We start from the raw sequence: 25,985 nt of genomic DNA on the forward strand, positions 1-25,985 counted from the left end.
TCTTGACCGGCGACGGTGGTGGGAGGCTACAGGCTGTCGCCGCCTCGAATCCATACTACTATTCGCGCCCGATCATGAGCACGCCCGACCAGAACGTCGCCACCGATCCGCCTGCCGCGGAACGTGCGGCCCGCGCAAAGATCCAGCGGGAGCCAGAGATCCCGCTGTATCGATTCCTCGGGCCCCGGTTCTGGGGCGTCTGGCTCGGGATTGCGATCGTGCGGCTCGTCAACGTGCTGCCGCTGCGGATGCAGATGGCGATCGGCCGCACGACGGGCCGCCTGGCGTTCCACCTGAGTCGTCGCGACCGGCGCGTGACGAAGATCAATATCGACATGTGCCTGCCGGAGCTCGACGAGCAGCAGCGGCATCGCCTCGTGCGCCGTCATTTCGAATCGCTGGGTTGCGCGCTCTATGAAACAGGCCTGGTGTGGTGGGCGAGCGATGCCCGCTTGCGTCGCCTGATCCAGTTCGACGGCGAAGAGAATCTGCACAAGGCGCTCGAAGGCGGCCGCGGAGCGCTCATGCTGAGCGCCCATTTCACGACTCTCGAGATGGGAGCGCGCGGACTGACCCTGCTCGGACCGACGAGCATCATGTATCTGACCCCGGGCAACGCGCTGATCGCAGAGTTCTCGCGCAGGGGTCGCATGCGCCATACCGTGCAGGCGATCACCTCGGAACAGATCCGCGACCTCCTGCAGAATCTGAAGAACAACCTGCCCGTGTGGTACGCGCCGGACCAGCGCTTCACCGAAAAGAACAGTGAACTCGTGCCGTTCTTCGGCCAGCCGGCCGCCTCGAATGTCGCGACGTCGCGGTTGGCCCGCATTTCGCGCGCGCCTGTCCTGCCGTACTTTCCTGCGCGCCGCGCGGACAATCGCGGTTACGTGATCCGGATTCATCCCGCGCTCGACAACTTCCCGTCCGAAGACGCGATCGCCGATACGCGCCGGTTCCACGAACTGATCGAAGCACATGTACGTGCTCATCCCGAGCAGTACCTCTGGGCCTACAAGCGGTTCCGGCGCGAAGGCTTCGATCCATACCGCAAGCAGGCGGTTGACGGTTGACCGTGGACGGTCACAATCCTTTCGTTCTCTGCGGAGCCCGATCCTTTGCCGCCAGCAGCCAACAGCCAACCCTCGACCGCCCAGTTGCTTCACCCGCGCTACTGGCCGACATGGCTTGCGCTGGGAATCCTGCGGCTTTTCGAACCGCTGCCGTTCCCCCTGCTGTTGTGGCTCGGCCGTCGCGCCGGCGATCTGCTATCCATCCTGCCGCTGTCGTTCGTGCGGATCGCGCGACGCAATCTCGAACTGTGTTTTCCCGAGAAGTCGGCTGACGAACGCCAGCGAATACTGCGCGCGCACTTTCGCAGCGTCGGCATCGGACTCTTCGAGACCGCGATCTCCTGGTGGAGCTCCGACGATCGGATCCGCAAGCTGACGAAATTCGAGGGTGAGGAGCACTTGCAGGCGGCACTCGCGCGCGGCAAGGGCGCGATCCTGCTGAGCGCGCATTTCACGACGCTGGAAATCGGCGCACGCGCCCTGTGCGCACGCATCGCGGCCAGCATCATGTACCGGCCGACGAGCAACCTCGTCCTCGAAAACTTCCTGATGCGCAATCGCGGCCGCCGCGCAAAGCGCGCGATTCCGCGCGACGACATTCGCACCCTCGTCACCGCGCTCAAGAACAACGAACCGGTCTGGTACGCGCCCGACCAGAGCTATCGGAAGAAAGGCGCGGAAATGGTTCCCTTCTTCCGGATTCCCGCTGCCACGAATACCGCGACGTCGCGCCTGGCGCGCATGACCGGCGCTGCCGTCCTGCCCTACTTCCCCGAGCGCCTGCCCGGCTCACAGGGCTACCGGATGATCATCCAGCCCATGCTGGAAGGCTTCCCCAGCGACAGTCCGGTGGCCGATGCCGAGCGATTCAATGCCAGCATCGAAGCACAGGTCAGGCTCGTGCCCGAGCAGTACCTGTGGATTCATCGGCGGTTCAAGGGACTGAGTCCGGACTACCCCAACTACTACGGGAAGAAGCGGATAGCGGATAGCGGATAGCGGATGGTCAGAGCAAGAGACCGACCGTCATTCCCGCGAAAGCGGGAATCCATGCCTTTATCCGAAAAGATGGATTCCCGCTTTCGCGGGAATGACAAGTCCCTGCCTCTGCCTATCCGCCATCCGCTATCCGCTATCCCCTTCCCCTTCCCCTTCCCCTTCCCCATATCCTTCCATCAGAGCATCCCAATTCCTCTCGCTGAAGTGCGCGTCGCTGCGCTGGCGACTGACTTTTTCCAAGGAGCGTCGCAGCCGGGAGAGCACGGCGGCTTCCCAGGGTCCGCGCTCGCGGAAGCGGCCGCGGTCGAAGTCGAGGATGTAGATCGACTCGTCGGCGCCGATGAGAATGTTGTGTGCATTGAGATCGGCGTGATGAACGCCTTCGCGATGGAAGCGCGCGATGGTTCGGCCCATTGCCCGCCATTGATCGGCGGTTCGCGTGGACAGCGACTGTGCGAGCGTGCGTGACGAGGGAAGCTCTTCGGTAATGAGGTCGGCTGTGTAAGTCAGCCCGCTGCGCAGATACCGGGCCGCGACGGGCGCGGGAACCGGCAGGTCCCGTCGGCGCAGTTCCGCCAGCAAGCGCCATTCCGCGAAGGAGCGTGTGCGATTCTCTCCGGTCCACAGGTAGCGATCCTGGGAGATGCGTGCGATGAGCCCGCCGCGCCGGTAGTGGCGCAATACCCAGCGGCCGTCGTCGGCCTGGATGAAAGAGACCGAACCGCGTCCGCCCGTCACTTGCGTCAACGCCTTCCGGTTCGACCAGTAGTCGCGGTCGAACCAATCCGGCTGCGCCTTACGCAATCGTGATGCGTCGTATAGGATGCCGCCGCCGGGAATCTCCAGGCGCTGCTCGACAGGGGCGCTCATGCAGGATTCGATTCTGGCCTTGCCACAGTGATGTGCGGAGAATAGCAAGCCTTCATGAACTGCGTGCCCGCCCGCGAACCGCTGCGCCGCCCGAGCCTGTAGAACGCATGTCGTCACCGTTCGATCAGCGTCCCGAGTCCGTCTGCATCCTGCGTCTGTCCGCGATTGGCGATACGTGTCACGTGCTGCCCGTCGTTCGCACCCTGCAGCGCGCATGGCCGCAAACCCGCTTCACGTGGGTCATCGGCCGCGTCGAAGCGAAGCTGCTCGGCCACATTCCCGATATCGAGTTCGTCGTGGTCGACAAGGGCAGCACGTTCGGGGCCCGCAGCAAGCTTGGAGCCGCGATGCGCGGACGTCAGTTCGACGTGCTGATGCACATGCAGCTCTCGCTGCGCGCCAGCCTGATGTCGATGGTCATCCCCGCGAAGATCAAGCTCGGTTTCGATCGCCGGCGCGCCCGGGAACTGCAATGGCTGTTCACCACCAATCGCATCCGGCCCGCGCAGCGCCAGCACGTGCTCGACTCGCTGTTCGGATTCGCGGAGAAATTCGGCGTCTATGAGAAGGTCCTGCGCTGGGACATCCCGATTCCGGACGCCGCCCGCGCATACGCGCGCCGGTTGATTCCCGATGACGTCCAGACGCTGGTCATCAGCCCCTGTTCGAGTCACGTGCTGCGCAACTGGCGCGCCGAGTACTACGCACAGGTCGCGGACTACGCCATCGGATCGCTCGGGCTGAAGGTCGTCATCTGCGGCGGCCGCAGCGAGATCGAGCAACGGATGGGCCAGGAAATCCAGGCCCGGATGAAACATGCCTGCGAAAATGCCGTCGGCAAGGACACGCTCGTCGAACTGCTCGCGACCCTCGAACGCGCAACGGTACTCCTCTCGCCTGACTCCGGCCCCGCTCACATGGCCACGGCAGTCGGCACCCCCGTGGTCGGTCTCTATGCAGCGACCAACCCACAGCGCAGCGGCCCCTATCTGAGCCGGCAATGGTGTATCGACAAGTACGATCTCGCCGCGCAACGACTGATGGGCCGCTCCGCAGCCGAGCTCCCCTGGACCACCAAGATCGAGAAGCCCGGGGTGATGGACCTCATCACGCCGGACGAAGTGAACAAAAAGCTGCACAGCGTATTGATCGCCCTGGCGCGTCGGCGCTGACGGCATACGGTCTTTGTGCGAACTTGCGGGCCGGCGGACGAGCCGGTACGGTCACCCGAAATGAACCGATCCCCTGAACACTACCTGCTGTATGGATCGGAGCGGTATGCACTCGCGATCCTGCGTCCGCTTCAGGACGCGATCCGTGCCCGCGGTGCGACGGCAGCCTGGTTCTTCGATGGACCTGGCGGAGAAGAGCTCCGCGCCGACGAAACCTGGCTGCGCACGACAACCGACGTACGGCGATTCGCCCCGCGCGCAGTCCTGACGTCGAGCAATGCCGTTCCTCACTTCTTCCCTGGCGTGAAGACCGAGGTTTTCCACGGATTCGATGCGGGCAAGCCGCGACACATCTACATCCGCGGATTCTTCGATCTTTATTGCACGACCGGTCCACGCGACACGCAGGCCTTCGAAGCCGAATCGCGGCGCGCCGGACACTTCGCCGTCCGCGAAACGGGCTGGCCCAAGCTCGATCCTTTCATGCGGGAGCATGCGACGCCGGAGGCGCCGCCCGTGCGTTCGACGCCCGTGATCCTCTATCACTCCACGTTCTCGCCCTCCTGGAGCGCGGCGAACATCCTTTACGACACCATCAAGCGGATGTCCCGGTCCGGGAAGTGGCGCTGGATCGTCACCCTGCACCCGAAGAGCGACGCCGAAACCGTGGCGAAATATCGCGGGCTCGAAAACGAGTACCTGCGCTTTGCGACCGAGGACAACATCCTCGACCTGTTCCCGCAGGTCGACATGATGATCTCGGACACCTCATCGGCGCTGAACGAGTTCCTGCTGACCTACAAGCCGGTGGTGACGTTCAAGAATCGGCGGCCCGGCCCGCAGCTCATCGACATCGACACCCCGGAACAGCTGGAGCCATCGATCGAGCGCGCCCTGTCGCGACCAGCACCGTTGATGCAGGAGATCCGCAAGTACGCGGATTCGATTCATCCCTGGCGCGACGGCCGCTCGAGCGAACGCGTGCTCCAGGCAGTGGACGACTTCATCGCCGCCGGCGGACGCAATCCGAAACCCAAGCCGATGAATCTGTGGCGCAAGCTCAAGATCCGCCGGCGCATCGGCTACTGGGGCCCGGCGTGAGAATCGGATCTCCACGGGGTACACGGGGATCACGGGGGAGACAAACAATTCAGTCCGGGCTCCTGTTCACCCGGTGACCCCCGTGGAGACTCTTCGTCTTCCTCGGGTGTATTGAAGCCCGTATTGAGCCTTCGTCGCCAAGAGATCAAACTTCTTCGGCCTTCGTACCACCACCGAGTCACCCTCATGGCCACCGACATCCACGTTCCCATTTCACCGGGCGAGCTCATCGACAAGATCACGATCCTGCAGATCAAGTCCGAACGGATGAGCGATGCGGCGAAGGTCGCCAACGTGCGCGTCGAGCTGGGGCTGCTGGAATCGACATGGCGCGATTCCGCCCACGGCAAGGCCGACATCACCGCGGAGTGGTCGGCACTGAAGAGGATCAACGAGAAGCTCTGGGTCGTCGAGGACGACATCCGCGACAAGGAACGGGCGAAGGAATTCGATGCGAAGTTCATCGAGCTCGCCCGCTCGGTCTATGTGATCAACGATGAGCGCGCCGCCGTGAAGCGCCAGATCAATACGAAGCTCGGCTCACGGATCGTCGAAGAGAAGAGCTACAAAGACTACAAGTGACGACCTATCTCTGCAGCATGTACTCCGCGCTGCAGTAAGGGCACTTCGCCCAGCCCGTCTTCTCGATCGGCAGGAAGACGCGCGGATGGGAATTCCACAGGTACATGCCGGGCATCGGGCAGGACAAAGGCAGATCGGACACGGTGACCGTGTACTGGTTCTGCGCGTTCGGCTGAATGAGCTTGGGGGCGGCTTCGGTGGTCATAAGGCCAGGTCAGGCTGCGTGAGAGCGGCGCATTGTAGGCCGTAAGCGGTGCGACGCGTAAGGGTCGCGAGCCCCTACAGGTTCTCCCCCATCACCTCGGCCCAGATTTCGACGACCCCGCGTCGCTCCTCGACGAACTCGTTGTCGGCGATCACGTTTTTCGCCCCGTTGAGCGACAGGTGATGCAGTCGCTCGCGATAGCGGCGGTACGTGTTCACCAGGAAATCCACTCTTGACTGCGGCACGAGGTTGCCGGACGCCAGACTTTCGAGCTGGCGGATGTTGTCCGAGAAGATCACGATCTCGGGATACCGGTCGGCCCACTTGAGCATCCAGTACTGCACCAGGAACTCCAGATCCGCGACGCCGCCGGCGTCCTGCTTGAGATCGACCTGGCCCGGCCCCGCCTTCGACAGGTTCTCGCGCATGCGGGCGCGCATCTTTCGCACCTCATCGCGAAGGTCCGTACGCCGCACCGCGTTTCGCAGCACCTCGAGCCTCGCCTCCTCAAAAGCATCCCGCAGTCCCGCATTACCAGCGACCGCGCGCGCCCGCAGCAGTGATTGGTGCTCCCAGGTCCACGCTTCCTGAAACTCGTACTCGCGAAAGCTGCGCAGTGTCTGAGCGAGCAGGCCCCGGTTGCCTCCCGGTCGCAACCGCGTATCGACTTCGTACAGCCGGCCCGCTGCGGTGTGAACCGTCAGCAGGTGCACGAGTCTCTGTGCGAGCCGCTGGAAGAACACACTGTTGTCCAGCGTCTGCGCGCCGTCGGTACGCTGCACCTCGCCCACCGAATCGTGCAGGAACACGAGATCGAGGTCGGAGCTGTAGCCGAGCTCGAGACCGCCGAACTTTCCGTAGGCGACCACGATCATGCTCGACGGTCGCAGCTCTTCCGGACGATCACCGCACATCGGCAGCCCGTGCTTGCCCGTCATCTGAGTCCACGCGAGCCCCAACGCTTCTTCGACGATCAGCTCCGCGATATCGGTCAACCGATCGCTCACTTTCATCAGCGGCAGATGACCGGTCAGGTCGGCAACCGCGACTCTGAAGATGGCGGCACTCTGGAAATTGCGCAGCAACTCGACCTGCCGCTCCGCATCCTCGCCGTGCAGCGCGCCGCGGCGGGCTTCAAGGTCTTCTGCAAACTGCGCGCGGCTGGGCGGCTCGCCTATCAGTCGCTCGTCGATCAGCTCATCGAGCAGCAATGGATGGGCAGCGATCTGATCGGCGAGGAACTGGCTCTGCGAACACAGCTGCACGAGCCGCTGCAACGCTGTCGCGTTCTCGTTGAGTAGAGCGAGGTAGACGGTGCGCCCACCGATCATTTCGAGGATCCGCGCGATGCGCGCGAACGTCACTTCCGGTGCTTCCACCTTTGCGATGCTCTGCAGGACCGGGGAGAGCGCCGCGCGCAGCCGGCGTCGACCCGTGTCGTCGAGGCGCCGGTAGTAAGCGGATGTGCGAAGCTGGTCCAACGCCTGTGCGAGCGCTGGCGAGTTACCCAGACCGAAGTCGTTCAACGCTCGCTCGCGATCCTCTGCCGGCGCATCGAGATCGAATCCCGCGACCGGCGCGGGCTGATCCGTGGCACTCCCCGCCGGGCCGAACACCGTCTGCGCGAAATATCTCGCGACTCGCTCGCGATGCATCGTCAGCTTCGTCGCGGCCGAGCTCCAATCCGCCATGCCCAGGGACAGCGCGAATCGCGTCTGCGCCGTGTCGTCGGTGGGCAGACGATGCGTCTGCTCGTCATTCCATTCCTGCAGGCGATTCTCTGCGAGCCGCAGAAATCGATACGCGGCGTCCAGGTCAGAGACTATCTCGCGGCCGAGCAGACGTTGATTCGCGAGCAGCGGCAGCACCGTGCGCAGCTCGCGATTCTGCAGGCGCCGGTCATTGCCGCCACGAATGAGCTGGAAAGCCTGGACGATGAACTCGATCTCGCGGATGCCGCCGGGGCCGAGCTTGATGTTGTCGCGCAGCTCGCGACGCTCCACCTCGCGGGCAATCATGGCTTTCATGTCCCGCAACGACTCGAACACGCTGAAGTCGAGATAGCGCCGGAAGACGAATGGCCGCAGGACTTCGTCGTACAAGGACGCGAAGTGTTCCTGCGCGGTGATGGCCCGCGCCTTCACGTACGCGTAGCGCTCCCAGTCACGGCCGTGCTGCTGCAGGTAGTCCTCGAACGCGCCGAATCCCATCGCGACGCGGCCGCTGTCACCGAATGGCCGCAGGCGCAGATCCACACGATAGACGAAGCCGTCGACGGTCTGCGTCGAGAGCAGCTGGGTGACTTTCTGGCCGAGGCGCAGGAAGAACTCGGCGTTGTCCACGCTTCTCGCACCATCGGTCTGCCCTTCCTCCGGGTAGAGGAACACGAGATCGATATCGGACGAGTAGTTCAGCTCGTGCGCACCGAGCTTCCCCATGCCGAGGATGAGCATCGATTGAGGATCGTTGCTCGATTCTCCCCGCGGCGTGCCGTAGCGCGCAGTGAGCATCGCGTACATCCGGTCGTAGGCAAATTGAATGCAGACATCCGCGAGCGCGGAGAGGTCCCGCAGCGTTTCATCGAGATCGGCCCAGCCGGCAATGTCGCGCCATGCGATACGCACCATGTGCCTGCGCCGGAAATGCCGGAGCGCTTCCATCAGCTCCGCTTCGGATTGTCCCCGTTCGTGCGCGACGAGATCCTGCGCGATCCACTCGCTCGTCGCGCGATCGAGCAGGCGTCCGTTCTCGATCAGTGCGAGCAGCAGGCTTGGATTGCGGCTGCATGAGGTTGCAATGAACTCACTGCAGGCCCAAACGCGCGGCGCGGTTTCCGCCACCTGCGAATGCGCGAGAATTTGTGACCACACGGGTTCGCTTTGCTCGCGACTCTCGCCGATGCGGGCGCGCGCGGCGTCGAGCAGGCTCGTCAACGTTGCATCCGCTGTCATCTCGCTACTTCATTGCCATTGAAAGTCGACCCGACGCATTGTCGCCGATTGCCTACGATCATGCGATTTTTTGTCGACGCCGAAGGAACTTTTTCCAACCCTTTTCGGCAACGAAGATTGTTTGAACCCTTTTGTCGTTCCGCATCGTTAACACACCAGGAAGCGCAAGCTTCGTTCAATGCGGAGGCAATGCATGTACGTCGAACGTCGCTCTAGTCTAATGGCACGCCCTGGCCTGCTCGCCGCGGTGATCGGTGTGCATCTGGTCATTGGCTATGTTCTGTCAGTCAGCATGGGCGTGATCAAGATGCCGGAGTTCATCCAGCCGGCACAGGTCGTCTTCATTCCCGAGCAGCAGGAAGTGATCGAGGAGCCGGAGATCGAGATCAAGCCCGACATCGAGCAGACGCAGGTCGATAATCTCGAGCCGAGTGTGATTCCTCCGGACGAAATCATCGTCCCGCCGGCTGAAACGCCGATGCCGCCTTCGGAGAACGCAATCGCCGCGACCGAAGCCGTGGCACCTCCTGGCCCGCCTTCGCAGGAGCTGAAGACGAAGTCGCGCGTCGAGCCCATCTATCCGCCAGCGGCACGTCGGGCGGGTGAGGAAGGTACGGTGAGGCTCCGTATCCTGGTGGATGAACGCGGTGCACCGCGCGAGGTTCAGGTCGCCAAGGGCAGCGGCTTTGCGCGACTCGACCAGGCAGCGATCGAGGCTGTGCGCAAGTGGCGCTTTGCCGCGGCCACCAATGGCTCGACCGCCATTACTGCATGGACGCAGGTGTCGATCACGTTCAAATTGACGAACGCGTGAGCGATCGTCATCCCCGCGTACGCGGGGGTGACGGAAAGTTGCCCTAAAGGCCGGAGCCCCGCTCCGGCCTTTTTATTTGCGTTCGCAGAAGAGTCCATTTCCTTGGGCTGCGTCTCAGAATCGCGCGAACGGCTCCTCGGAAATTTGAGCTTCATCACCGTTGTGCCGATCTGCTCGTCATAGGCTCAATTCACCTGCTGCGCTTCGCAGGCGCCCGCAGGAAGGTTCGAGGGCGTCGTCGGCTTGAAAAAATTTCCCTCGGGAGATGTCTTAGCCGCATTGCACGCCCCGTCGTATCGACCTCGGTATCGCTGACGGGTAGTTCTAGCACATGCACCGCAATCGCCATCACGCTGCTGCTTCCGCTGCACGTCCGGACACTCGACGCATCATCCGGTTGGCAGGGTCCCTGCTCCTGCTCGCCGGACTCGCATGGCTCGCTGACGCGGATGCAGCTTCGGGTCTGTGCCAGGAAGGCCGCTGCGGCAGCACGACCTCCGACGCAACCGCTGCGCCGGATCGCGGCACGCTCGATTTCGCAGCGACTCGCCGACTGTCCGCAACGGGCGCAACCGGCCGGCGCGGCGAGCTGTCGAGCCAGGAATTCTTTTCGTTCAGCGGTGTCGGCGCCATCGTCTGCACGGTGAACGGCGAACAGCGCATGGCGACGGCATTCCTCGTCGGCGCCTTCGACATCGGCGTGACCGTCGCACACACGTTCGAAGGACCCGACGGCACGGTCGCTCCCGAGAACTGCATTTACACCAGCACGGACTCACTCGGACAGATTCGTGAGCGCATCCCCGTCATCTCGATCAAGTCCCAGTGGGCAGCCGAAGCCGGTGCCGCCGGCCATGCCGCCAAGGACTTCGCGGTGATCCGACTCAGCGAACCTTCGAACTACGCGCAGCGCACGATGCCGATGGGCAAATTCTCAGGCGCCGCCGTGAGCGTGCTGATGATCGGCTTCCGCAGCGACATGGAATCCGATCCGATGAAGAGCAAGAGCCGCGGCACGGTCTATGAGCGCAAGGTCAACGGCCTCTCGCTCGCCAGCCTCGAAGGTTTCACGCACGACATCGACGCCCGCGGCATCGCCGCCGGATCTCCCGTCATCGACGAACGCACCGGCGTCATCATCGGTATCCACACCGTCCCCTCGCGCCCGTCAGCCGGCGTGGTACGCAACACGATGATCACGATGAACGACTGGCTCGAGCAGACCCTGCGCACCGAAATGCAGGCCGGCGACGAGAAAGGCGCGAATTCGAATCTCTGATCTCAGCAGCGGGTAGGCCCCACCGACCAAGAGGCGACCTGCGGCAGCATGAGCTGCCGCAGGGAAGCCCTTCCGCGGCATCCGTAAGTCAATTGCTGTCTGCCCCTTCCTGTGGGTCCGGCTTTAGCCGGACGTCATGCGAAGCATGCCTTTCGGCATAACGTCCGGCCCGGCCCCCACAACGGAGCCCGCCGCGGCGGCATCCCCGGAACCTCCTTCTTCCTCATCAGTTATAGGACCAGTCCTACCGCGGATGGTACGTCGGCGGACAGCGACATCAGGTGAACCAGGAGAACGCATGAACAAATCATTGGTGACTGGATTGGTGATCGGCGCAGCCGTCGTGACAGCCGGTGCAGCCATCGGGGGATTGAACGTTTTCGATCGCAAGCCGAAGTATGCGGAAGTGATCGATGTCGATCCGGTGTCGGAGACGATCCGCACGCCTCGACAGGTCTGCAACGACGAAACGGTGACGCATCAGAAACCCGTGAAGGATGAGAAGCGCATTACGGGCAGCGTGATCGGCGCCGTGGTCGGCGGCGTGCTGGGCAGCCAGGTCGGCAGCGGCAGCGGTCGCGATGCTGCAACCGTCGCGGGTGCCGCCGCGGGCGGTTACGCCGGCAACAAGGTGCAGAAGAAGGTGCAGGAGAACGGCACGTATCAGACCACGGAAACACACTGCGAAACAGTGTACGACAGCAGCGAGAAGGTCATCGGTTACGACGTCAAATACCGTCTCGGCGATGAGACGGGCACGATCCGCACGAAGGACAAGCCTGCCGACCGCATCCCGGTCGTCGACGGCGAACTGGTCGTGAACTGACCGTTCCGCCGGGGCTTCCCCTTTGGCGAAATGACGGATCGCGATAGAGTGCAGCGCCGGCCTGGCCCGGCGCTGCACTCATCGCTGCATGAACGATCACCGCAACGCCCCCGGCCGCTCATCCACCACGACTGACGCAACGCAGACGCTGCGCAGCCTGCTCGACGCGAGCCGCTACGTGGTCTTCTTCACGGGTGCGGGTATCAGCACCGAATCCGGCATCCCCGACTTCCGCAGTCCCGGCGGCGTCTGGTCCAAGATGCAGCCCATCTACTTTCAGGAATTCGTCGCATCGGAGGACAAGCGCCGCGAAGCCTGGCGTCGTCGTTTCGACAATCGCGATGGCTGGGTCGGCGCACAGCCGAACGCGGGACACATGGCAGTCGCGCAACTGGTCGCCACCGGAAAGGCGAAGTCGGTGATCACCCAGAACGTCGACAACCTGCATCAGGCCTCGGGTGTGCCCGAGAACCGCATCATCGAGCTCCACGGCAACGCGACGTACGCCACGTGCCTGTCGTGCCACACGCGCTACGAACTCGTCGACCTGGAGAAGGAATTCCACTCGACCGGCAACGTTGCTCCCTGCAAACGCTGCGGCGGCATCATCAAGTCAGCGACGATTTCTTTCGGTCAGCAGATGCCCGCGCTGCCGATGCAGCGCGCCCACGAGGAAACGATGCAGTGCGACCTGTTCATCGTCCTCGGCTCTTCGCTCTCAGTATTCCCCGCCGCCGATTTCCCTCTGCGCGCCCGGCAGAAAGGCGCCGCCCTCGTGATCATCAACCGCGATCCGACGCAGATGGATGATGTCGCGGATGTAGTGATACACGCGGGGATCGGGGAGACGATGGGTCACTTGCTCTGCAGGTAGTCCACCGCCACCGCCGTCAACGCCCTCTGCGCCACCGCGATCGCCGGCTCATCGATATAGAACAACGGCGAATGATTGCTCGGCGCATTGACAACGTCGGTGTTCGTCGGCGTGACGCCGACGTAGAAGAAGAAGCTCGGCGCGTGCTGGCCGAAGAACGAAAAATCCTCGGCACCGGTCTGCAGCGGCGTGACCACTACTTTGTCGGCTCCTGCGATCCGGCGCAGCGAAGGCAGCGTGCGCTCGACGAGTTTCGGATCGTTGTTCACGACCGGGTAGCTGTGGTCGCTCACCGTGAGCTTCGCGGTCGCGCCGCTCGACGAGGCGATGTTCTCGGCCGTGCGCCGCATGCGATCGATGATGTCCGCGCGAACTTTCGGATCGAACGTGCGAATCGTGCCGCGCATGCGTGCCGTGTCCGGGATGATGTTCTGGCGCACACCGCTGTCGAACTGACCGACGGTGACGACAGCGGGCAGTTCAGTGATGTCGATCTGACGGCTCACGATGGTCTGCAGCCCGACGACGATCTGCGAGGCGGCAACGATCGGGTCGACGCCCGACCACGGCCGCGAGCCGTGCGACTGGCGTCCCGTCACGTCGATCTGGAACGTGTCCGCGCCCGCCATGAAGGGGCCTGAGCGGTAGCCGATCACGCCGCTCGGAATCGCCGCGGCGACGTGCAGACCAAACACCGCTTCGGGCTTCACTTTGTCGAAGAGCCCTTCCTTGATCATCGCAGGTGCGCCGCCCTCCTCGCCTTCCGGCGGACCTTCTTCCGCCGGCTGGAAGATGAACAGGATCGTGCCGGGCAGATCCGCACGCAGCGATGTCAGCGACTGCGCGACCCCCATGAGAATCGCGGTGTGCGCATCGTGACCGCACGCATGCATCACGCCGACCTTCTTGCCCATGAACTCGGAAGTCACTGTCGACTTGAACGGCACATCCGTCTGCTCGATGACCGGCAGCGCGTCCATGTCCGCGCGCAACGCGATCGTCGGGCCCGGCTTTCCGCCGCGAAGCACCGCCGTGACACCCGTCTTCGCGATACCGGTGCGGACATCGAGACCCAGCTTCTTGAGATGAGCAGCGACCAGCGCCGAAGTACGCGTCTCGCGATTGCTGAGCTCCGGATGCTGGTGAATGTCCCGGCGCCAGGCGATGACACTGGCATCGACCTTTGCAGTCGCAGCTTCGACCTGCTCCGGCGTCACCGCGCCGAAAGCGCTGAAGGCGGACAGCGAAAGGGCCGCGAGGATGGCTGTGCGGATCGCGCTCATCAGGGAATCCCCTATGGGTTGTTGTAGCGGCAGAGAACCGCGATGAACGGACTATAGCGCGCTCGGTCGCGACGGAGCGATGCGCGTATCAGCGCAGAGGTTCGGCGAGATACTTCGCGAATGGCGTCGTCATCCGATGCTCGAGTCCATCGCCCTTCGCGACGATGAACAGCGCGGGGATCCGCAGCTTCTCCGCAAGTTCATAACCTTCATTCTCGCCCAGCACATTCAGCGCGGTGGCCCAGGCATCCGCTTCGAGCGCTGTCGGCTGCACGACCGCCACGGAAGCGAGTGCATGCTCGACCGGGCGGCCCGTACGCGGATCGATCGTGTGCGAGTAACGATGGCCGTCGCGCATGACGTAGTGCCGATACTCGCCCGATGTGGTGATCGCCATATCGTCGATCTGCGCGATTGCGAACGGCTCAGGTTCGGCATCGACGGGACGCTCGATCGCGATACGCCAGGCTGCGCCCTGTGCGTTGCGACCTCGTGCGCGGACTTCCCCGCCGATATCGATCATGAAGTTCGCGATGCCCAGAGCCTCGAACTTCGACGACAGCAAGTCGACGGCGTAGCCCGGTGTGACAGCGTTCAGGTCCACCGTCAGCTCCGGAATCCGCCTGCGAATCGCAAATGGCGTCTGCCGCACTTCGAGATTGCGATAGCCAACACGCGCTCTCGCCGCGGCGAGCGTCGGCTCATCGGGCAGTTCCTTCATCTCTCCCGCCGGCCCCATGCCCCACAAAGTCACCAGCGGCGCCACAGTGATATCCAGCGCGCCACCGGATCGTTCACTCACGACCTGTGCCCCCGTAACGACCGCGACGAACTCACCCGACACGGCAAACCAGTCCGTCGTCCCACTCGCATTGAAGCGTGAAATCTCCGAATCGGGGCGGTACGCCGACATCTGTACGTCGATGGTCGCTAGAACGTCGTCGATCGCAACACGCACGGCATGACTGTCGACTCCTTCCGGTGCACCCACGACCTTGACGGAATAGGTCGTGCCCATGGTGGGGCCGGAGAGATCGATGACGGGCGGCGGCTGATGGCAGGCGGTGACGAGGAATGCGAGCAGCGCAGCGAAGAGTCGGGGCATGGGAGCGTGACGAGGTGACGGACTGATCCCGTCAGTTCGCCACCCCATCGCGCCCCCTGTCAATCACAACGTCTTCATGTACTCCAGCAACACTTCCTTGTCCGGCTCCGGCAACTGGGTCCCGAACAGATGCCCGCCATTGCCGTTCGAGCGCTGGCTGACGTCGTGCTTCGTACCGGTCTCGCCAGCCTCGGCTTCGCTCGAGATGAAACCTACGTTCACGGGGTCGTAGACGTCATAGCCGCGCCAGAACACTGCCGGACGATCCGCGGGTGCCTTGAGCATGTCGCGCAATGTCGGCACTGAGCCGTTGTGGAGGTACGGAGCGCGCAGCCAGATGCCGTCGAGGAATGCGGGGTTGTAGCCGATGAGATCCTCCTCGAGGAGTCCCTTGCGGTCGATCCCGAACTCCTTGACCTTGTTGTTGGCCACGACGGCATGCTCCTTCTTCCACGTCCAGAGCCGCTCCGGATCCGTATCGACGCCGCGCAACTCCATGCGCGTTCCTGTCAGCTCGCTCGCGTGGCAGCGGGCGCACTCGTGATCGAACACGGCTTTGCCCGCTGTTGCTTTCGCCTCGTCGATCGGCCACGGAAATTTTGGCGGCGCTTTCGCAGAGAGATAGTCCTGCAGCCATTTCACCTCGGCGAGGAACTCCTCGTTGCTCTTCGGCCGCGCCCCGAGCAGGCCCAGCGCCGAATCGATGATCACCGAGTAGGTATCGTGGCTGTCGCCGGCCCAGTTCAGCGTGACCCGCTCGCTGTCGTACTTCTTCAGGTTCCAGATCGAAGGCATGTCGGTGGGGCCGATCGAATCGTCCATCGGCGTGTCCACCATGAAATACTTGGTCAGGTTCATCGCATCATCGCGCCCCCGGCCCCACTCCGGGAAATCATGGCGGTAGATCCACTGGAACTGTTCTTCGCGCTCCAGCAGCCGCTTCTTCGTGATCGGGATCAGCACGAAGCGATAGATGGCGCTGTCGATCCAGGAGAGATCGGTCACCAGATCGATCTCGTGCATGAGATTGTCGGCGTTGAACCGGGGATCCTTTGCGCAATCGACGAGGAACCGGAACATCGCTTCCAGGTTGAAAGTGTGCCCGGGTCCCGCGGTCACGAACGTCGGATTCTCATCGGCGATGCGCCGATAGCTGCCGGTATGACAGACAGCGCAGTTGTTGCCGATGCGCTCGAATCCGATCACCTTCTTCACGAAGCCGACCGGCAGCTCCTGTCCCTGCTCCCACGCAAATCCGAACGAAGCGAACCCGTTCGGCCCCGGAATCTTTTCCGGGAACATCCGCGGCAGTACGTAGAAGATCCAGTAGGGAATGCCCGCGTCACGCTCGCCGCCGATCGATCCGTACTTGAACCGCATCTCGGGATCGCCCGTTATCCACTCGGGCTGCGGCTCCTCGCGGAAGAATTTGTACCAGGTGAACAAACCACCGATGGCGATGAGCACCGTCAGTATGAGGCCGACGCGAAGCAGCTTCCGTTTGGTCATGATGACTCCTTCGGCCTAGAACGTCTTCAGATACTCCACCAGCGCATCCTTTTCCTCGTCCGACAACTGCGTCCCGTACGCCGCGCCCTCATGACCGGCGTTCGAATTGCCGGGCTGCTTCGTGTCGTAGAGGAAGAAGTTCCGGCCGTACCGGCTCGCCTCCGTGTGGACGAAGCCCATGCGAACGGTGTCGTACACATCGTCGCCACGATAGAAAGTCGGCGGACGAGAGGCTGAGGGCTCGAGCAGATCGCGAAGCGTCGGCACCGAACCGTTGTGCAGGTACGGAGCGCGGAGCCAGACGCCATCGAGCGGCGCGTTCGCGTAGCCGAATGTCTTTCGATAGTGGCAGTAGCGATGCGGATAGCCGGCGTAGATCGTGCCGAGCTGCACGACGAGGTCGTAGCTGAACGAATCGAGACGATGCCGATCGGTGCCGACGTCTTCGATCCGCGTGATCCGGCCGACGTAGGGACCATACAGCGCCGCGTCGTTCGGCTCACTCTTCAGGCAATCACGTGAAGTATCGCCGCCCGGCGGACTGAACTCGCGGCCATTCGTGCCGTGGCATCCTGCGCAGTAGTGCGCGTAGATCGGCTGGCCCTTCGCCGCGAGCGCCTGGTCGACGACCTCTGATTTGAGCTTCGGCGGCTCGGCCGTGAGCAGCCATTGTTCGATGCGGCCGATCGCCTTCAGGTCGATCGTCGGAGGCGTGGTGCCCGTACCGAACGCCGCATTCTTGTTCCGCTCCTCCGACATCACATTGTTCCCGTCCCAATGCAGCTGCATTCCTTGTCGCGGCTTCTGCAACCAGATGGATGGGAAATCGACGGCCGCGTTGCGCTCTCGCGCGGCGATGCGATCGAGCGGGAAGTTGAACAGCACCTTGTTCGGGTTGAAGGTATCCGTGCGCCCCGGTCCCCACGGCGTGTCATTCAGCAGCGGACCGAAGCGCCCGCCCAGCATCGTGAGCCGCTCGCGCATCAGCCAGATCGCAACCGGGTAGACGAGGTGTCGATCGAGCACGCCAAGGTGCTCGCCGCGCTCCTCCATCGCTCTGGCGATCTCGGGAACGATCACGTCCTTGCGGAACGCGGGATCGGCGGAGCATTCGAACAGGAACTTCTGGAAGTCGAACAGGTTGAACGTATTCGCCGGCATGCCGAGCACGACGAGCGGCTTCTCCTCCGGCGTGTGGCGTACCGTGCTGACGTGACAGACCGCGCAGTTGATGAATGTGCGGTCCATGCCGAGGTTGTGCCGCTTCGACATCCCGACCGGCAGGTCCCTGCCCTCTTCGTAGATGAAACCGAGCGACTCGTAACCCGCGCCCGGCACTGGCATGTGCTTCGAACAGACCCGGGGCATCACCTGGAAGACCCAGTACGGCAGCCCGGACTCCCGCTCGCCGCCCGTCGAGCCGTACTTGAAGTGTTCCCCGACGTCGGCGTATTCGACCGGACGATCGGCGGTGAAGCGCATCACGAGCAGCAGCGCCGTGATGACCGCGAACACGGTGATCATGATCAGCAGGATGAAGAGAATCCTCGCCCAGCGTCGCCTCAACAGCTGGGTCAGTGCGGAAGGCGCGAGGTCGCCGGACGTCGATGAGTATCGTTCGTTCACTGGATCCCTCCCATCGATGCCGGCAGACACGTCGGCAGCGACTCGTAGCCTTTCGCGAGCAGACGATCGACAGAGGGCGGCTGCCCATCCCGCTTCTGCAGCAGTGCTTCGATTCGCGCCCGCAGTTCGACCAGCGCACGCTCATCGGCCGCGCCGCGATGCTTGTGATTGCGGCCGTCGAACACGAACTCCGGCGGCATCGGCGTCTTCACCCGTTCGCCGGCCATGAGGTCGCGCATCGCGAGCCGCACGAAAATTCTTGGAGCGCAGCTTTCGATCGCCAGCGCCGCGCGCTGCGATCCGCCGCTCAGAAAATTGGGCGGGGTCACCTCTTCTGTGTGGTGACAACTTCCGCACTGTGATTCGAGCGCGACGGTCAATGGATCCGCACTCGGGGCAACGGCGGAATAGCTGTCGACTCTGGCGTTCACAGGGAGCGCATCCCGGGCATCGGTCCTTGCAGTGACGACCTGGCTCAGCAAGTCGCTCCGGAGCGGCAACGGGTCGAAGGCATGAGCAGCCATCGACGCGGTGAAGTCGGAGAAATCCTCGCGCACGTCGAGATGAGCGACGCCGTCGCCCAGCGTCGTGCGCCGCAATTCGATCCGTTCCAGCGAATCGCCATCGGGCAGTCGATCGTGCTGAGTGTCGCGAATCGTCAGTGTCATCGACGCCGCTGAGCGACTCACCGCGACGGGCAGGTGCCGCAAGGGCTGATGATTCCCGATCCGGATTTCATCGATCGTCCCGCGTGTACCGTCGAGCGTGCCTTTCAGACGGAGGGAAGCATCGCCGGAGCAATCGAACTGCTCCTGTCTCACGGACCCCGAGATACGGCAACTTGCAGTAATGCGATGGCGCTTCGCCGGGATGCCTTCGAGCCGGGCTGTCAATATTGTCCGATCCCGCTCCGCCCAGAATTCATTCAGCCCTCGCACGAGCTCGTGCGCCATGCCACGACCATTCCCCACAGCAAGCGTCTCGAGCGGTGCACGCGGCACCAGCGGATCGAAACGGACATCGACGTTCGCAAGCGCGAGGCCTGTCATCTCGGCGGGAACGATCAGCGGATCGCGATTCGGAATATCGGGATCGGGCAGCGAGAGACCGGCGGGCCAGACCTCGGCCGCCCGCTGCGCGAGCCGCGCAACTACAGCAGCCTGGAAGTTCTCATCGCCATCGGCATAGCCGCGCTCGCCGGTGAGAGCAAACTGCAGCGAAGCAATGAACGCCGCGCGGCGACATCTCGTACCGGCGTCACCTTCGCCGCAGCCTTCAGCCCACAATCGCTGCGTGAGCATCAGCCGGTTGGCGCGATCCGTGGCGTCATCGATGCTCTGTGCGATATCCGTGTTGCCTCGGGCTTCGACGCTGGAGAACACCTTGCGCGCGGCACTCAGCCGGTCGGCGATCGCGGGATTCGCATTGGTCTCGAGCCAGACCTGCTGCGAGAAAATCGGTCCGTGATTCTGATGACAGGAAACGCAGACGGTCCGCCGCGCGTAGGTGGCTTGCGGTTGCTGGCCCGCCGCATAGTTGTCGACGATCTGGAATTCGAATCGTCCGAGCGTCTCGTTGTAGCTGATGACTTCCATGACGCTGGCGCGGTCCTGAAAGCCCAGGTACAGCCGGTCGCGCAGGAGCTTGCCGCCGCCGTCCTTCACCACCGCGGTCACGATGCGCGGATGAGCGAAGAAATCTGGTGAAGCCGCGACACGTTGCAGCGAACGTCCCAGCGGTACCAGCACTGAGCGAGTGCATGGCTGGGCGGCGCTGCATCCGGCCGCGGCCTCGATGCGCGCGATCAGATGTTCGAAGGGAAACGGAATGTCCTGCCGGCCGTCCGGCCCGGTCGTGAGGCGATCGAACAGCGACATGCCCGCCGGCGGACGATCGGCTCCAGGAATCATGGGATCGACCGTCCAGTCAGCTGCCCGCGTCGCCTGGCTGCCCAGACAGAGCAGCAGCGCCGCAAGGCATCCACTTGCGCTGAACGCCTGCCGTGCCGCGCGGCTCCGATGCGATGGCTTCGCAACATGCGGCAAGCGGCGCCTCGTCAGTTATGAAGCCGACGCCATGAGCTTGCGTTCCTGCGTGCCGATCCAGCAATCCTCGGCGACCTTGCCGGTGTCCACGAAGGCGTCGCTCTGGCTGCCGGCGATCTCGTGGTTGTACAGCGTGAAATTCAGCAGGAACGCTTTGCCGGCGTAGGCGCGGCCCAGGTAGAAGCCCGGTCGGACCATCCGGATTTCGTCGCGGATCTGGAAACCATTGCGCCCGGCGAGATAGTCGGGTCGCTCGCGATAGCCGGGCAGCTCATCGGTGAACGCGTAGTCGATGATGATCGACTCGCGACGCGAATCGATCAGGCTCTGCCCGCAATAGAGCTTCGCGGGAAACAGCAGCCACTGATCCTTGCCGCCGACGTTGATCTTCTCGATCGTCGAGAGGTCGTCATCGATGATGGGCTTGAGCGCGGCGAGATCCTCGATCCGGTTGCGCAGGATTCGCGTATCGCGATCGAACACCTTGCCGCGCCAGAGTTGGGCGCCGAGTGTCTCGAGCTTCTGGGATTTCAGCTCGACGGCAAGCCCGGGAAGCCCGCCGACGATCTCCGAGATGCGCCGGTCGCGCTTCGAGTTCTTCGGAAAGAACAGCGCGCCGTCGAATGCCGCGTCCGGAATCGGGCCGGCCGTCAGTCGCGCGTAGATCTGATCGACCTGTTCCTGCGAGTAGTTCGCGATGTTCTCCGGCGTGAGCTTCATCAGGTCGGCCGGCGCCAGCGGGAATTCGTGCTCGATACGCGCGAAGTCCGGCTTCTGCAGGTATCGCTCGCCCGCTTCCGCGAACTGCAGCTTCGGCGGCGGGTGGAGCTTCGAGCGTATCCAGTCGCATCCCGTCAGCGGCAGCATCGCGACCAGCACGATCGCCAGCGTCCCTGAATGTTTCATCGGCGTCTTCATCGCTTGTGACCTCGCGCCTTACATCGTCGCCAGGAACGCCGTGAGCGCCTTCTTGTCCTGCGCGGACAAGCCTTCGCCGAACCGGTGCCCTTCGTTCTCGACTGTCGCGGTACAGGAGCTGTATGCCCCCAGCAGGAAGGGACGCTTGCGGATTTCATCGATCATCGTCGAGGGATCGCGCATGATCTCGGTGCGCACTTCGTTCAGCGCCTTGAACACAGTGCCGCCATCCTTTTCCCCAAGCGACTTGTTCAACTGCGCGTGGAGCTCGTCGGGCCGCAGGGCCGACAGCACGAGATCGTCCGCGAAGCGCTTGTGCTGGAAGTTACCCAGCGCACCGGCGGTCGCTCCTGCGGGAATGGTTACGGAGAAGCCCACGACCTGACGCTCTTCCTTCCCATCCCACAGGCGCGGTCCGAATGCGATCGGCACGTCGTCACTGAAGCGCGTGATCTTCGGCACCCGCTGATCCGGATTCAGCAGATCGTTCATCGACGCCTTGTAGAGATCGAAGCGCCCCTTGACGCTCGGATCGAACTTCCAGCACGCGGGCACCGCATCGCCTGCGAGTGCTTTGCCCTGTGCGTCCGCAAACGGCGATCGATAGAAGTCGTTCGCGGCGTTTGCCGGCTTGCCGCACAGCTCGGGGCCGAGCGCGTTGTTGTGCAGGAAGGGCGCATGAGCCCACAGGCTGAGCAGCGAGATATTGCGGTAGTAGCCTCGGCCGCCATCGCTCGCTTCCTTGACGGCAGTATCCGCGGGCCGACTGCGCAGCGTCTCCGAGCCGTATTCCTGCCACACGTGATCCTTCATGTGATTCGTGTGCAGCGCGCGGCAGCGGAATGTTCCGACGCCGGACACGGGTGTCGCCTGATCGTTGCCCAGCCAGTCAGCGCGCAGCCCCGTCTTCGCATCGATGGCCGCAAAGTCGCGGTTGGCGAACGGCCCGCCATCCTTCTCCGCGATACTCGAGTGACACCGGGCACAGTTGCCTGCGAATACTTCGCGTCCGCGCGCCACCGAGCCCGCACCGAATTCACGTTCGAGATCGGCGATGAAGGACTGTCGCGTATAGGTCCCTCGCGGATTCGACTTCTTCAGCTCGTTCTCGCGCGCCACCTGCAGATCCGTCGCATGCGTCTCTGACGACGTCAGGAAGTTCATGATGTCCTGCAGCCGGTCCTCGATCGCGCGGAAGTTCGGGCAGTCGCGGCGGCACTGGCCGATGTCGAACGGCGTCTGGCCGAAGTTGCGCTGCTGAGGATCGATCTGCCGCAGATCGGTCAGATGATTGACCCAGCACTGCTCGGCGCACGAGCCGATATTGAAATACACGCGCTGGATCGCCTCGAGCGCGCCGATCGAATCCTCACCGCCCTTCAGGATGTGATGGACGGTCTCAGTGCGGGTGCCGCGCTGCCAGCATTTCCCTTCGTGTTCGCACCAGCACGCCTCGGTTCCTCCCTGCTTCGCCTGGCCCTCGCCCGCGGGACACGCCTCTACCTTGCGCCATTTGTCGACCACTTCGTCCTGGAACGTCGGCCGCTGGTGAATGTTGATGATCGCGTTGATCGTGCCGGGGTTGTTGATCTGATCCGTCGGCACCGCGGAGGTGTCCGATGTTCCCGGCCGGGCATGCGAGAACACCTGGAACTCGATATCCGAGGGCGTCATGCCGGAACTCAGGATCTCCGAAATGCGCGTGTACTGATTGCCGACCGCGCCTTTCAGATTGGCCCACTGCGGATGCGCGGGATCGGCCGGCGGATTGAGCGGATCGAATGCGATGTGGCAGGAGCCGCAGGAGATGCCGATCAGGAACGGCGGCTCCACGGAACCATCGGCGAGCCTGCTCACGTGCGAATCGCTGTTCGCCTTGTCGTTCGACAATTTGCCGTTGTAGCCGGACCAGTTCGCGGCGGTGCCGTTCAATGCGAGCCATCGCTCACGATTGAAACGCGGATTCGGAAACTTGCGGATGCCCAGCGCGCCGGTCGATGTGCCGAAGGCGAGATCGCACGACGACTGCCGCTGATCCTTCGTCCGGTTGTGCACATCGTTCGTATCGGCCGGCGCGTCTTTGAAATCACACGCCGGATCGCGATAGCCCTCGCGGCCCACGAACTGCAGCAACTGTTCGTCGCCCGGGCACCAGTCGAAGCCGTAAGTGTCATCGGGCGACTTCGCGGGACAATCTTGCGAGCCCGGAACGCAGCAGCCCGGATCGTTGATGATGCCCCACGCAGCGAAGCGATCGCTGCGCTCGTCGCTGCGAAGGACGCGATACCAGTCGATCAGCACGCCGACGCGCTGCTGAAACGTATAAGTGTGGAATCGGGAGTTGCCGGCGGTCGACTTGTACCAGATCTCGCGCCCCGCCCGTTCGGACGGGTTGAGCGTCGCTTCGCCAAGGTAGAAGCCGGGATTGTCGAGCACCGGCGATTGTGCAGGTGCTGTCGCCTGTGTCGGCGGCGGCGCGGGCTGCGCGTCCGCTTCCGGCAACGGTCCTTTGTCGCCCGCGCAGTTGTTCAGAAGGACGGCGAACAAAAAGCTCGCCGAGATCAGCACTCCGCCGATGACCACGCCACGTTCCATGGTTCTCCTCCGGTCACGCTTCGAGTCACGCAGATCGCAATGACTGCGCTGCACCCGCGTCAGGTGGATGCGAGAGTAGTGACTCGCTTCGACGCTGTGATCTGTTCTTTCGGGCACGACTCCTCGACGAGCTTCTGGCCAGCCGCCAGTGGCCAGCAGCCAGCGGCTTCGATCGCCGCTTGCGAGAAAACAGCAGCGAGCCTCCGTTTGCGTGAACTGCATCACCGGCGAACGGCGATGCATCGCGCGTCTTGCGCCGCACAACCCATTCCTGTGAATCAGTGCTCACCCCTGCGGTGGCTGCGGACTTTGACGTGGCTGCGGAGGCCGCATACTGTGTCGCAACATGGCAAAGCAAGGCGCCGGATCGACCAGAAGGTCGGTCGAACACAAGACGCTGGCGGGGTTCGCGCTCGCGGGCGCAGTCCTGTTGATGGTCATCGGCGCAGCCTGGCTCGCCGCGGCAACCTTCGTCGGCACTGCCCGCCATGTCCGGGCTTCCATGGAGATCGTCACGGCGTACGAGCGATTTCGCTCCGCCGCGGCCGAAGTTGCCGCCAATCAATACGGCTGGCTGGGAAGCCAGGAACCCCAGTTCCTCATCGAACGCAACGCCGCGCTCAGTGCAGCAAGGCAACAGGTCGACCTGCTGCGCGTGCGCATTCCCCAGGGCGAGGTCGAGCGACAGCGCAACGTCGAAGTATTGAGCGCGGCGCTCGAGCAAACCGTCCTGGCGCCGGCACTCGAGGCCTCGGCAACGCCGCAATCCCAGGGCAGTCCGGTGTGGACACAGTTGCAGGGCCAGACCGTCGAGCTGCGTCGCGTCGTCGATGGGGCCATGGCTCCGGAGCGTGCGCTCTACCGATTGCAACTGATCAAAGCGCGCACCGCGATTCGCTGGCTCTACGCCACCGTCGCCATCGCCGCTGTAGTGATGTTGCTGGCGCTCGCATGGCTGCTGCTGCGCATCCGCCTCGACTTGCGCGAACGCGGGACCGTCGAACAGAACCTGCAGCAGGCCAACCGTCTGCTCGAATCGTTGCTCGAGAGCATCCCTGCAATGGTCTTCGCAAAGGACGCGCACGACCTGCGCTTCGTCCGCGTCAACCGCACGGGCGAGCAGCTGCTCGGATTGAATCGCGAGGAGCTGATCGGCAAGAACGATTACGATTTCTTCCCCGCCGACCAGGCCGATCACTTCATCGCGAAGGATCGCGAGACGCTGGCCTCGGGGAGCATCGTCGTCATCCCGGAAGAGAAGATCGACACGCGTGATCACGGCAGACGCACGCTGCACACATTCAAAGTGCCCGTGCGCGGCGACGACGGCCAACCCATGCTGTTGCTGGGCATTTCTCTCGACATCACCGAACAGAAGGAAGCCGAGCGCCGCATCGTCGCGCTGAACGAAGAGCTGACGCGCCAGGCCCAGCTCCTGCAATCGAGCAACGAGGAGCTCGAAAGCTTCTGCTATTCGGTATCGCACGATCTGCGCGCGCCATTGCGCGCCATCAACGGCTACGCACGGTTGCTCGAGCAGGACTACGGCCCCCGCTTCGACACGGAAGGTGCGCGCTACCTGCGAACCATCTGCAACGCATGCGACCGCATGGCGCAGCTGATCGACGATCTGCTCGAATTCTCGCGCATCGGCCGACAGACACTGGAACTCGAACCCGTCGACATGGAAGCGATGGTCGGCAAGGTGATCAATGATGCCGTCGGCGGCCGGAACGAGCCTCCGCCAGTCATCGAAACGAGCGCGCTGCCTCCCGTCCGCGGCGATCGCAACATGCTGCAGCTCGTCTGGCTGAACCTGATCGACAATGCGGTGAAGTACACGACCGGTGTGAATGCACCGCGTATCAGCATCGAAGCCGAGCCCGGCGCCAACGAGATCGTCTACTCGGTGACGGACAACGGCATCGGCTTCGACATGCAGTACGCCGACAAGCTCTTCGGTGTCTTCCAGAGACTGCATTCCGACTCGCGCTTTCCGGGAACCGGCGTCGGCCTCGCGATCGCACAGCGCATCGTCGCCCGGCATGGCGGCCGGATCTGGGCGAGCAGCGAACCCGGCCGCGGTTCCCGATTCAGTTTTGCAATGCCGACCGATCAGCGCCTGACCCAGGGCGAACCCCTGGCGGCCGCGGGCTGA

At 63.4% G+C, this 25,985-nt stretch carries 20 protein-coding genes; 10 read left to right on the plus strand and 10 right to left on the minus strand.

Features of this window, described 5'->3' with window-relative positions:
- Positions 1-74: 74 nt before the first annotated feature.
- The gene (locus tag HNQ60_RS22935; RefSeq protein WP_184335117.1) at positions 75-1,073 is read left to right on the plus strand and encodes an LpxL/LpxP family acyltransferase; all 999 of its coding nucleotides are present in this window, start codon (positions 75-77) and stop codon (positions 1,071-1,073) included.
- A gap of 45 nt (positions 1,074-1,118) precedes the next feature.
- Entirely contained in the window at positions 1,119-2,072 is a 954-nt protein-coding gene (lpxL, locus tag HNQ60_RS22940) for an LpxL/LpxP family Kdo(2)-lipid IV(A) lauroyl/palmitoleoyl acyltransferase (protein ID WP_246433817.1), read from the plus strand.
- A gap of 126 nt (positions 2,073-2,198) precedes the next feature.
- On the opposite strand, the gene HNQ60_RS22945 is transcribed toward lpxL, so the two are convergent.
- Positions 2,199-2,942, minus strand: a complete 744-nt coding sequence (locus HNQ60_RS22945) for a 3-deoxy-D-manno-octulosonic acid kinase (RefSeq protein WP_184335118.1) — start codon at positions 2,940-2,942, stop codon at positions 2,199-2,201.
- Between the two features lie 107 nt (positions 2,943-3,049).
- On the opposite strand from HNQ60_RS22945, the gene HNQ60_RS22950 reads away from it, so the two are divergent.
- The 3 genes from HNQ60_RS22950 (at position 3,050) to HNQ60_RS22960 (ending at position 5,797) form a co-directional block, all read left to right on the plus strand.
- Entirely contained in the window at positions 3,050-4,114 is a 1,065-nt protein-coding gene (locus HNQ60_RS22950; protein WP_184335119.1) for a glycosyltransferase family 9 protein, read from the plus strand.
- Between the two features lie 60 nt (positions 4,115-4,174).
- Positions 4,175-5,215, plus strand: coding sequence for a CDP-glycerol glycerophosphotransferase family protein (locus HNQ60_RS22955; RefSeq protein ID WP_184335120.1), 1,041 nt, complete (start codon positions 4,175-4,177; stop codon positions 5,213-5,215).
- 186 nt (positions 5,216-5,401) lie between these two features.
- Complete coding sequence (locus HNQ60_RS22960) at positions 5,402-5,797, plus strand: DUF6165 family protein (RefSeq protein WP_184335121.1); 396 nt, start codon at positions 5,402-5,404, stop codon at positions 5,795-5,797.
- Between the two features lie 4 nt (positions 5,798-5,801).
- Here the strand turns inward: HNQ60_RS22960 and HNQ60_RS22965 are convergent, their stop codons facing one another.
- Both HNQ60_RS22965 and glnE read right to left on the minus strand, forming a co-directional pair.
- Positions 5,802-6,002 (minus strand): zinc-finger domain-containing protein, encoded by a 201-nt coding sequence (locus HNQ60_RS22965; RefSeq protein ID WP_184335122.1) that lies wholly within the window; start codon positions 6,000-6,002, stop codon positions 5,802-5,804.
- A 74-nt stretch (positions 6,003-6,076) separates the two neighbouring features.
- Positions 6,077-8,953 (minus strand): bifunctional [glutamate--ammonia ligase]-adenylyl-L-tyrosine phosphorylase/[glutamate--ammonia-ligase] adenylyltransferase, encoded by a 2,877-nt coding sequence (gene glnE, locus HNQ60_RS22970; protein ID WP_184335123.1) that lies wholly within the window; start codon positions 8,951-8,953, stop codon positions 6,077-6,079.
- A gap of 220 nt (positions 8,954-9,173) precedes the next feature.
- Here glnE and HNQ60_RS22975 point away from each other — a divergent pair, with 220 nt between their 5' ends.
- The 4 genes from HNQ60_RS22975 (at position 9,174) to HNQ60_RS22990 (ending at position 12,746) form a co-directional block, all read left to right on the plus strand.
- Positions 9,174-9,767: an energy transducer TonB gene (locus HNQ60_RS22975; RefSeq protein WP_184335124.1), complete on the plus strand. Its 594-nt coding sequence runs from the start codon at positions 9,174-9,176 to the stop codon at positions 9,765-9,767.
- A gap of 331 nt (positions 9,768-10,098) precedes the next feature.
- The gene (locus tag HNQ60_RS22980) at positions 10,099-11,046 is read left to right on the plus strand and encodes a trypsin-like peptidase domain-containing protein (protein ID WP_184335125.1); all 948 of its coding nucleotides are present in this window, start codon (positions 10,099-10,101) and stop codon (positions 11,044-11,046) included.
- Positions 11,047-11,344: 298 nt separating this feature from the next.
- Positions 11,345-11,872: a glycine zipper 2TM domain-containing protein gene (locus HNQ60_RS22985; RefSeq protein ID WP_184335126.1), complete on the plus strand. Its 528-nt coding sequence runs from the start codon at positions 11,345-11,347 to the stop codon at positions 11,870-11,872.
- An 88-nt stretch (positions 11,873-11,960) separates the two neighbouring features.
- Positions 11,961-12,746 carry an SIR2 family NAD-dependent protein deacylase gene (locus tag HNQ60_RS22990; RefSeq protein WP_184335127.1) on the plus strand — a complete coding sequence of 262 codons (786 nt, stop codon included), beginning with the start codon at positions 11,961-11,963 and terminating at the stop codon, positions 12,744-12,746.
- Here HNQ60_RS22990 and HNQ60_RS22995 read toward each other — a convergent pair.
- The 7 genes from HNQ60_RS22995 to HNQ60_RS23025 form a co-directional block, all read right to left on the minus strand.
- Positions 12,728-14,029, minus strand: a complete 1,302-nt coding sequence (locus HNQ60_RS22995) for an amidohydrolase (protein ID WP_184335128.1) — start codon at positions 14,027-14,029, stop codon at positions 12,728-12,730. The two genes, HNQ60_RS22990 and HNQ60_RS22995, sit on opposite strands and share 19 nt — an antisense overlap.
- 88 nt (positions 14,030-14,117) lie before the next feature.
- Positions 14,118-15,134 (minus strand): FAD:protein FMN transferase, encoded by a 1,017-nt coding sequence (locus HNQ60_RS23000; protein ID WP_184335129.1) that lies wholly within the window; start codon positions 15,132-15,134, stop codon positions 14,118-14,120.
- A gap of 63 nt (positions 15,135-15,197) precedes the next feature.
- Positions 15,198-16,643, minus strand: coding sequence for a c-type cytochrome (locus HNQ60_RS23005; RefSeq protein WP_184335130.1), 1,446 nt, complete (start codon positions 16,641-16,643; stop codon positions 15,198-15,200).
- Between the two features lie 15 nt (positions 16,644-16,658).
- Positions 16,659-18,269, minus strand: coding sequence for a c-type cytochrome (locus HNQ60_RS23010; RefSeq protein ID WP_221304405.1), 1,611 nt, complete (start codon positions 18,267-18,269; stop codon positions 16,659-16,661).
- On the minus strand, positions 18,266-20,179 hold the full coding sequence (locus HNQ60_RS23015) for a hypothetical protein (RefSeq protein ID WP_184335131.1): 1,914 nt from the start codon (positions 20,177-20,179) through the stop codon (positions 18,266-18,268). Before HNQ60_RS23015 ends, HNQ60_RS23010 begins: the two co-directional genes overlap by 4 nt.
- A 150-nt stretch (positions 20,180-20,329) precedes the next feature.
- The gene (locus tag HNQ60_RS23020; RefSeq protein WP_184335132.1) at positions 20,330-21,220 is read right to left on the minus strand and encodes a hypothetical protein; all 891 of its coding nucleotides are present in this window, start codon (positions 21,218-21,220) and stop codon (positions 20,330-20,332) included.
- A gap of 30 nt (positions 21,221-21,250) precedes the next feature.
- Entirely contained in the window at positions 21,251-23,944 is a 2,694-nt protein-coding gene (locus HNQ60_RS23025; protein ID WP_221304406.1) for a cytochrome c, read from the minus strand.
- Between the two features lie 229 nt (positions 23,945-24,173).
- On the opposite strand from HNQ60_RS23025, the gene HNQ60_RS23030 reads away from it, so the two are divergent.
- A complete protein-coding gene (locus HNQ60_RS23030) occupies positions 24,174-25,985 on the plus strand; it encodes a sensor histidine kinase (protein WP_184335133.1) in 1,812 nt (603 codons plus the stop codon).

The organism is Povalibacter uvarum (assembly GCF_014202975.1).
GTDB classification, from domain to species: Bacteria; Pseudomonadota; Gammaproteobacteria; order Steroidobacterales; family Steroidobacteraceae; genus Steroidobacter; species Steroidobacter uvarum.

Coding starts and splice junctions, on each gene's coding strand:
- HNQ60_RS23020 (WP_184335132.1), bottom strand. CDS start 21,220: ATGAAACATTCAGGGACGCTGGCGATCGTGCTGGTCGCGATGCTGCCG.
- HNQ60_RS22995 (WP_184335128.1), bottom strand. CDS start 14,029: ATGAGCGCGATCCGCACAGCCATCCTCGCGGCCCTTTCGCTGTCCGCC.
- HNQ60_RS22980 (WP_184335125.1), top strand. CDS start 10,099: ATGCACCGCAATCGCCATCACGCTGCTGCTTCCGCTGCACGTCCGGAC.
- HNQ60_RS22965 (WP_184335122.1), bottom strand. CDS start 6,002: ATGACCACCGAAGCCGCCCCCAAGCTCATTCAGCCGAACGCGCAGAAC.
- HNQ60_RS22945 (WP_184335118.1), bottom strand. CDS start 2,942: ATGAGCGCCCCTGTCGAGCAGCGCCTGGAGATTCCCGGCGGCGGCATC.
- HNQ60_RS22955 (WP_184335120.1), top strand. CDS start 4,175: ATGAACCGATCCCCTGAACACTACCTGCTGTATGGATCGGAGCGGTAT.
- HNQ60_RS22950 (WP_184335119.1), top strand. CDS start 3,050: ATGTCGTCACCGTTCGATCAGCGTCCCGAGTCCGTCTGCATCCTGCGT.
- HNQ60_RS22990 (WP_184335127.1), top strand. CDS start 11,961: ATGAACGATCACCGCAACGCCCCCGGCCGCTCATCCACCACGACTGAC.
- HNQ60_RS22975 (WP_184335124.1), top strand. CDS start 9,174: ATGGCACGCCCTGGCCTGCTCGCCGCGGTGATCGGTGTGCATCTGGTC.
- HNQ60_RS23015 (WP_184335131.1), bottom strand. CDS start 20,179: ATGATTCCTGGAGCCGATCGTCCGCCGGCGGGCATGTCGCTGTTCGAT.
- HNQ60_RS23000 (WP_184335129.1), bottom strand. CDS start 15,134: ATGCCCCGACTCTTCGCTGCGCTGCTCGCATTCCTCGTCACCGCCTGC.
- HNQ60_RS22935 (WP_184335117.1), top strand. CDS start 75: ATGAGCACGCCCGACCAGAACGTCGCCACCGATCCGCCTGCCGCGGAA.
- HNQ60_RS23030 (WP_184335133.1), top strand. CDS start 24,174: ATGGCAAAGCAAGGCGCCGGATCGACCAGAAGGTCGGTCGAACACAAG.
- glnE (WP_184335123.1), bottom strand. CDS start 8,953: ATGACAGCGGATGCAACGTTGACGAGCCTGCTCGACGCCGCGCGCGCC.
- HNQ60_RS22985 (WP_184335126.1), top strand. CDS start 11,345: ATGAACAAATCATTGGTGACTGGATTGGTGATCGGCGCAGCCGTCGTG.
- HNQ60_RS22960 (WP_184335121.1), top strand. CDS start 5,402: ATGGCCACCGACATCCACGTTCCCATTTCACCGGGCGAGCTCATCGAC.
- HNQ60_RS23005 (WP_184335130.1), bottom strand. CDS start 16,643: ATGACCAAACGGAAGCTGCTTCGCGTCGGCCTCATACTGACGGTGCTC.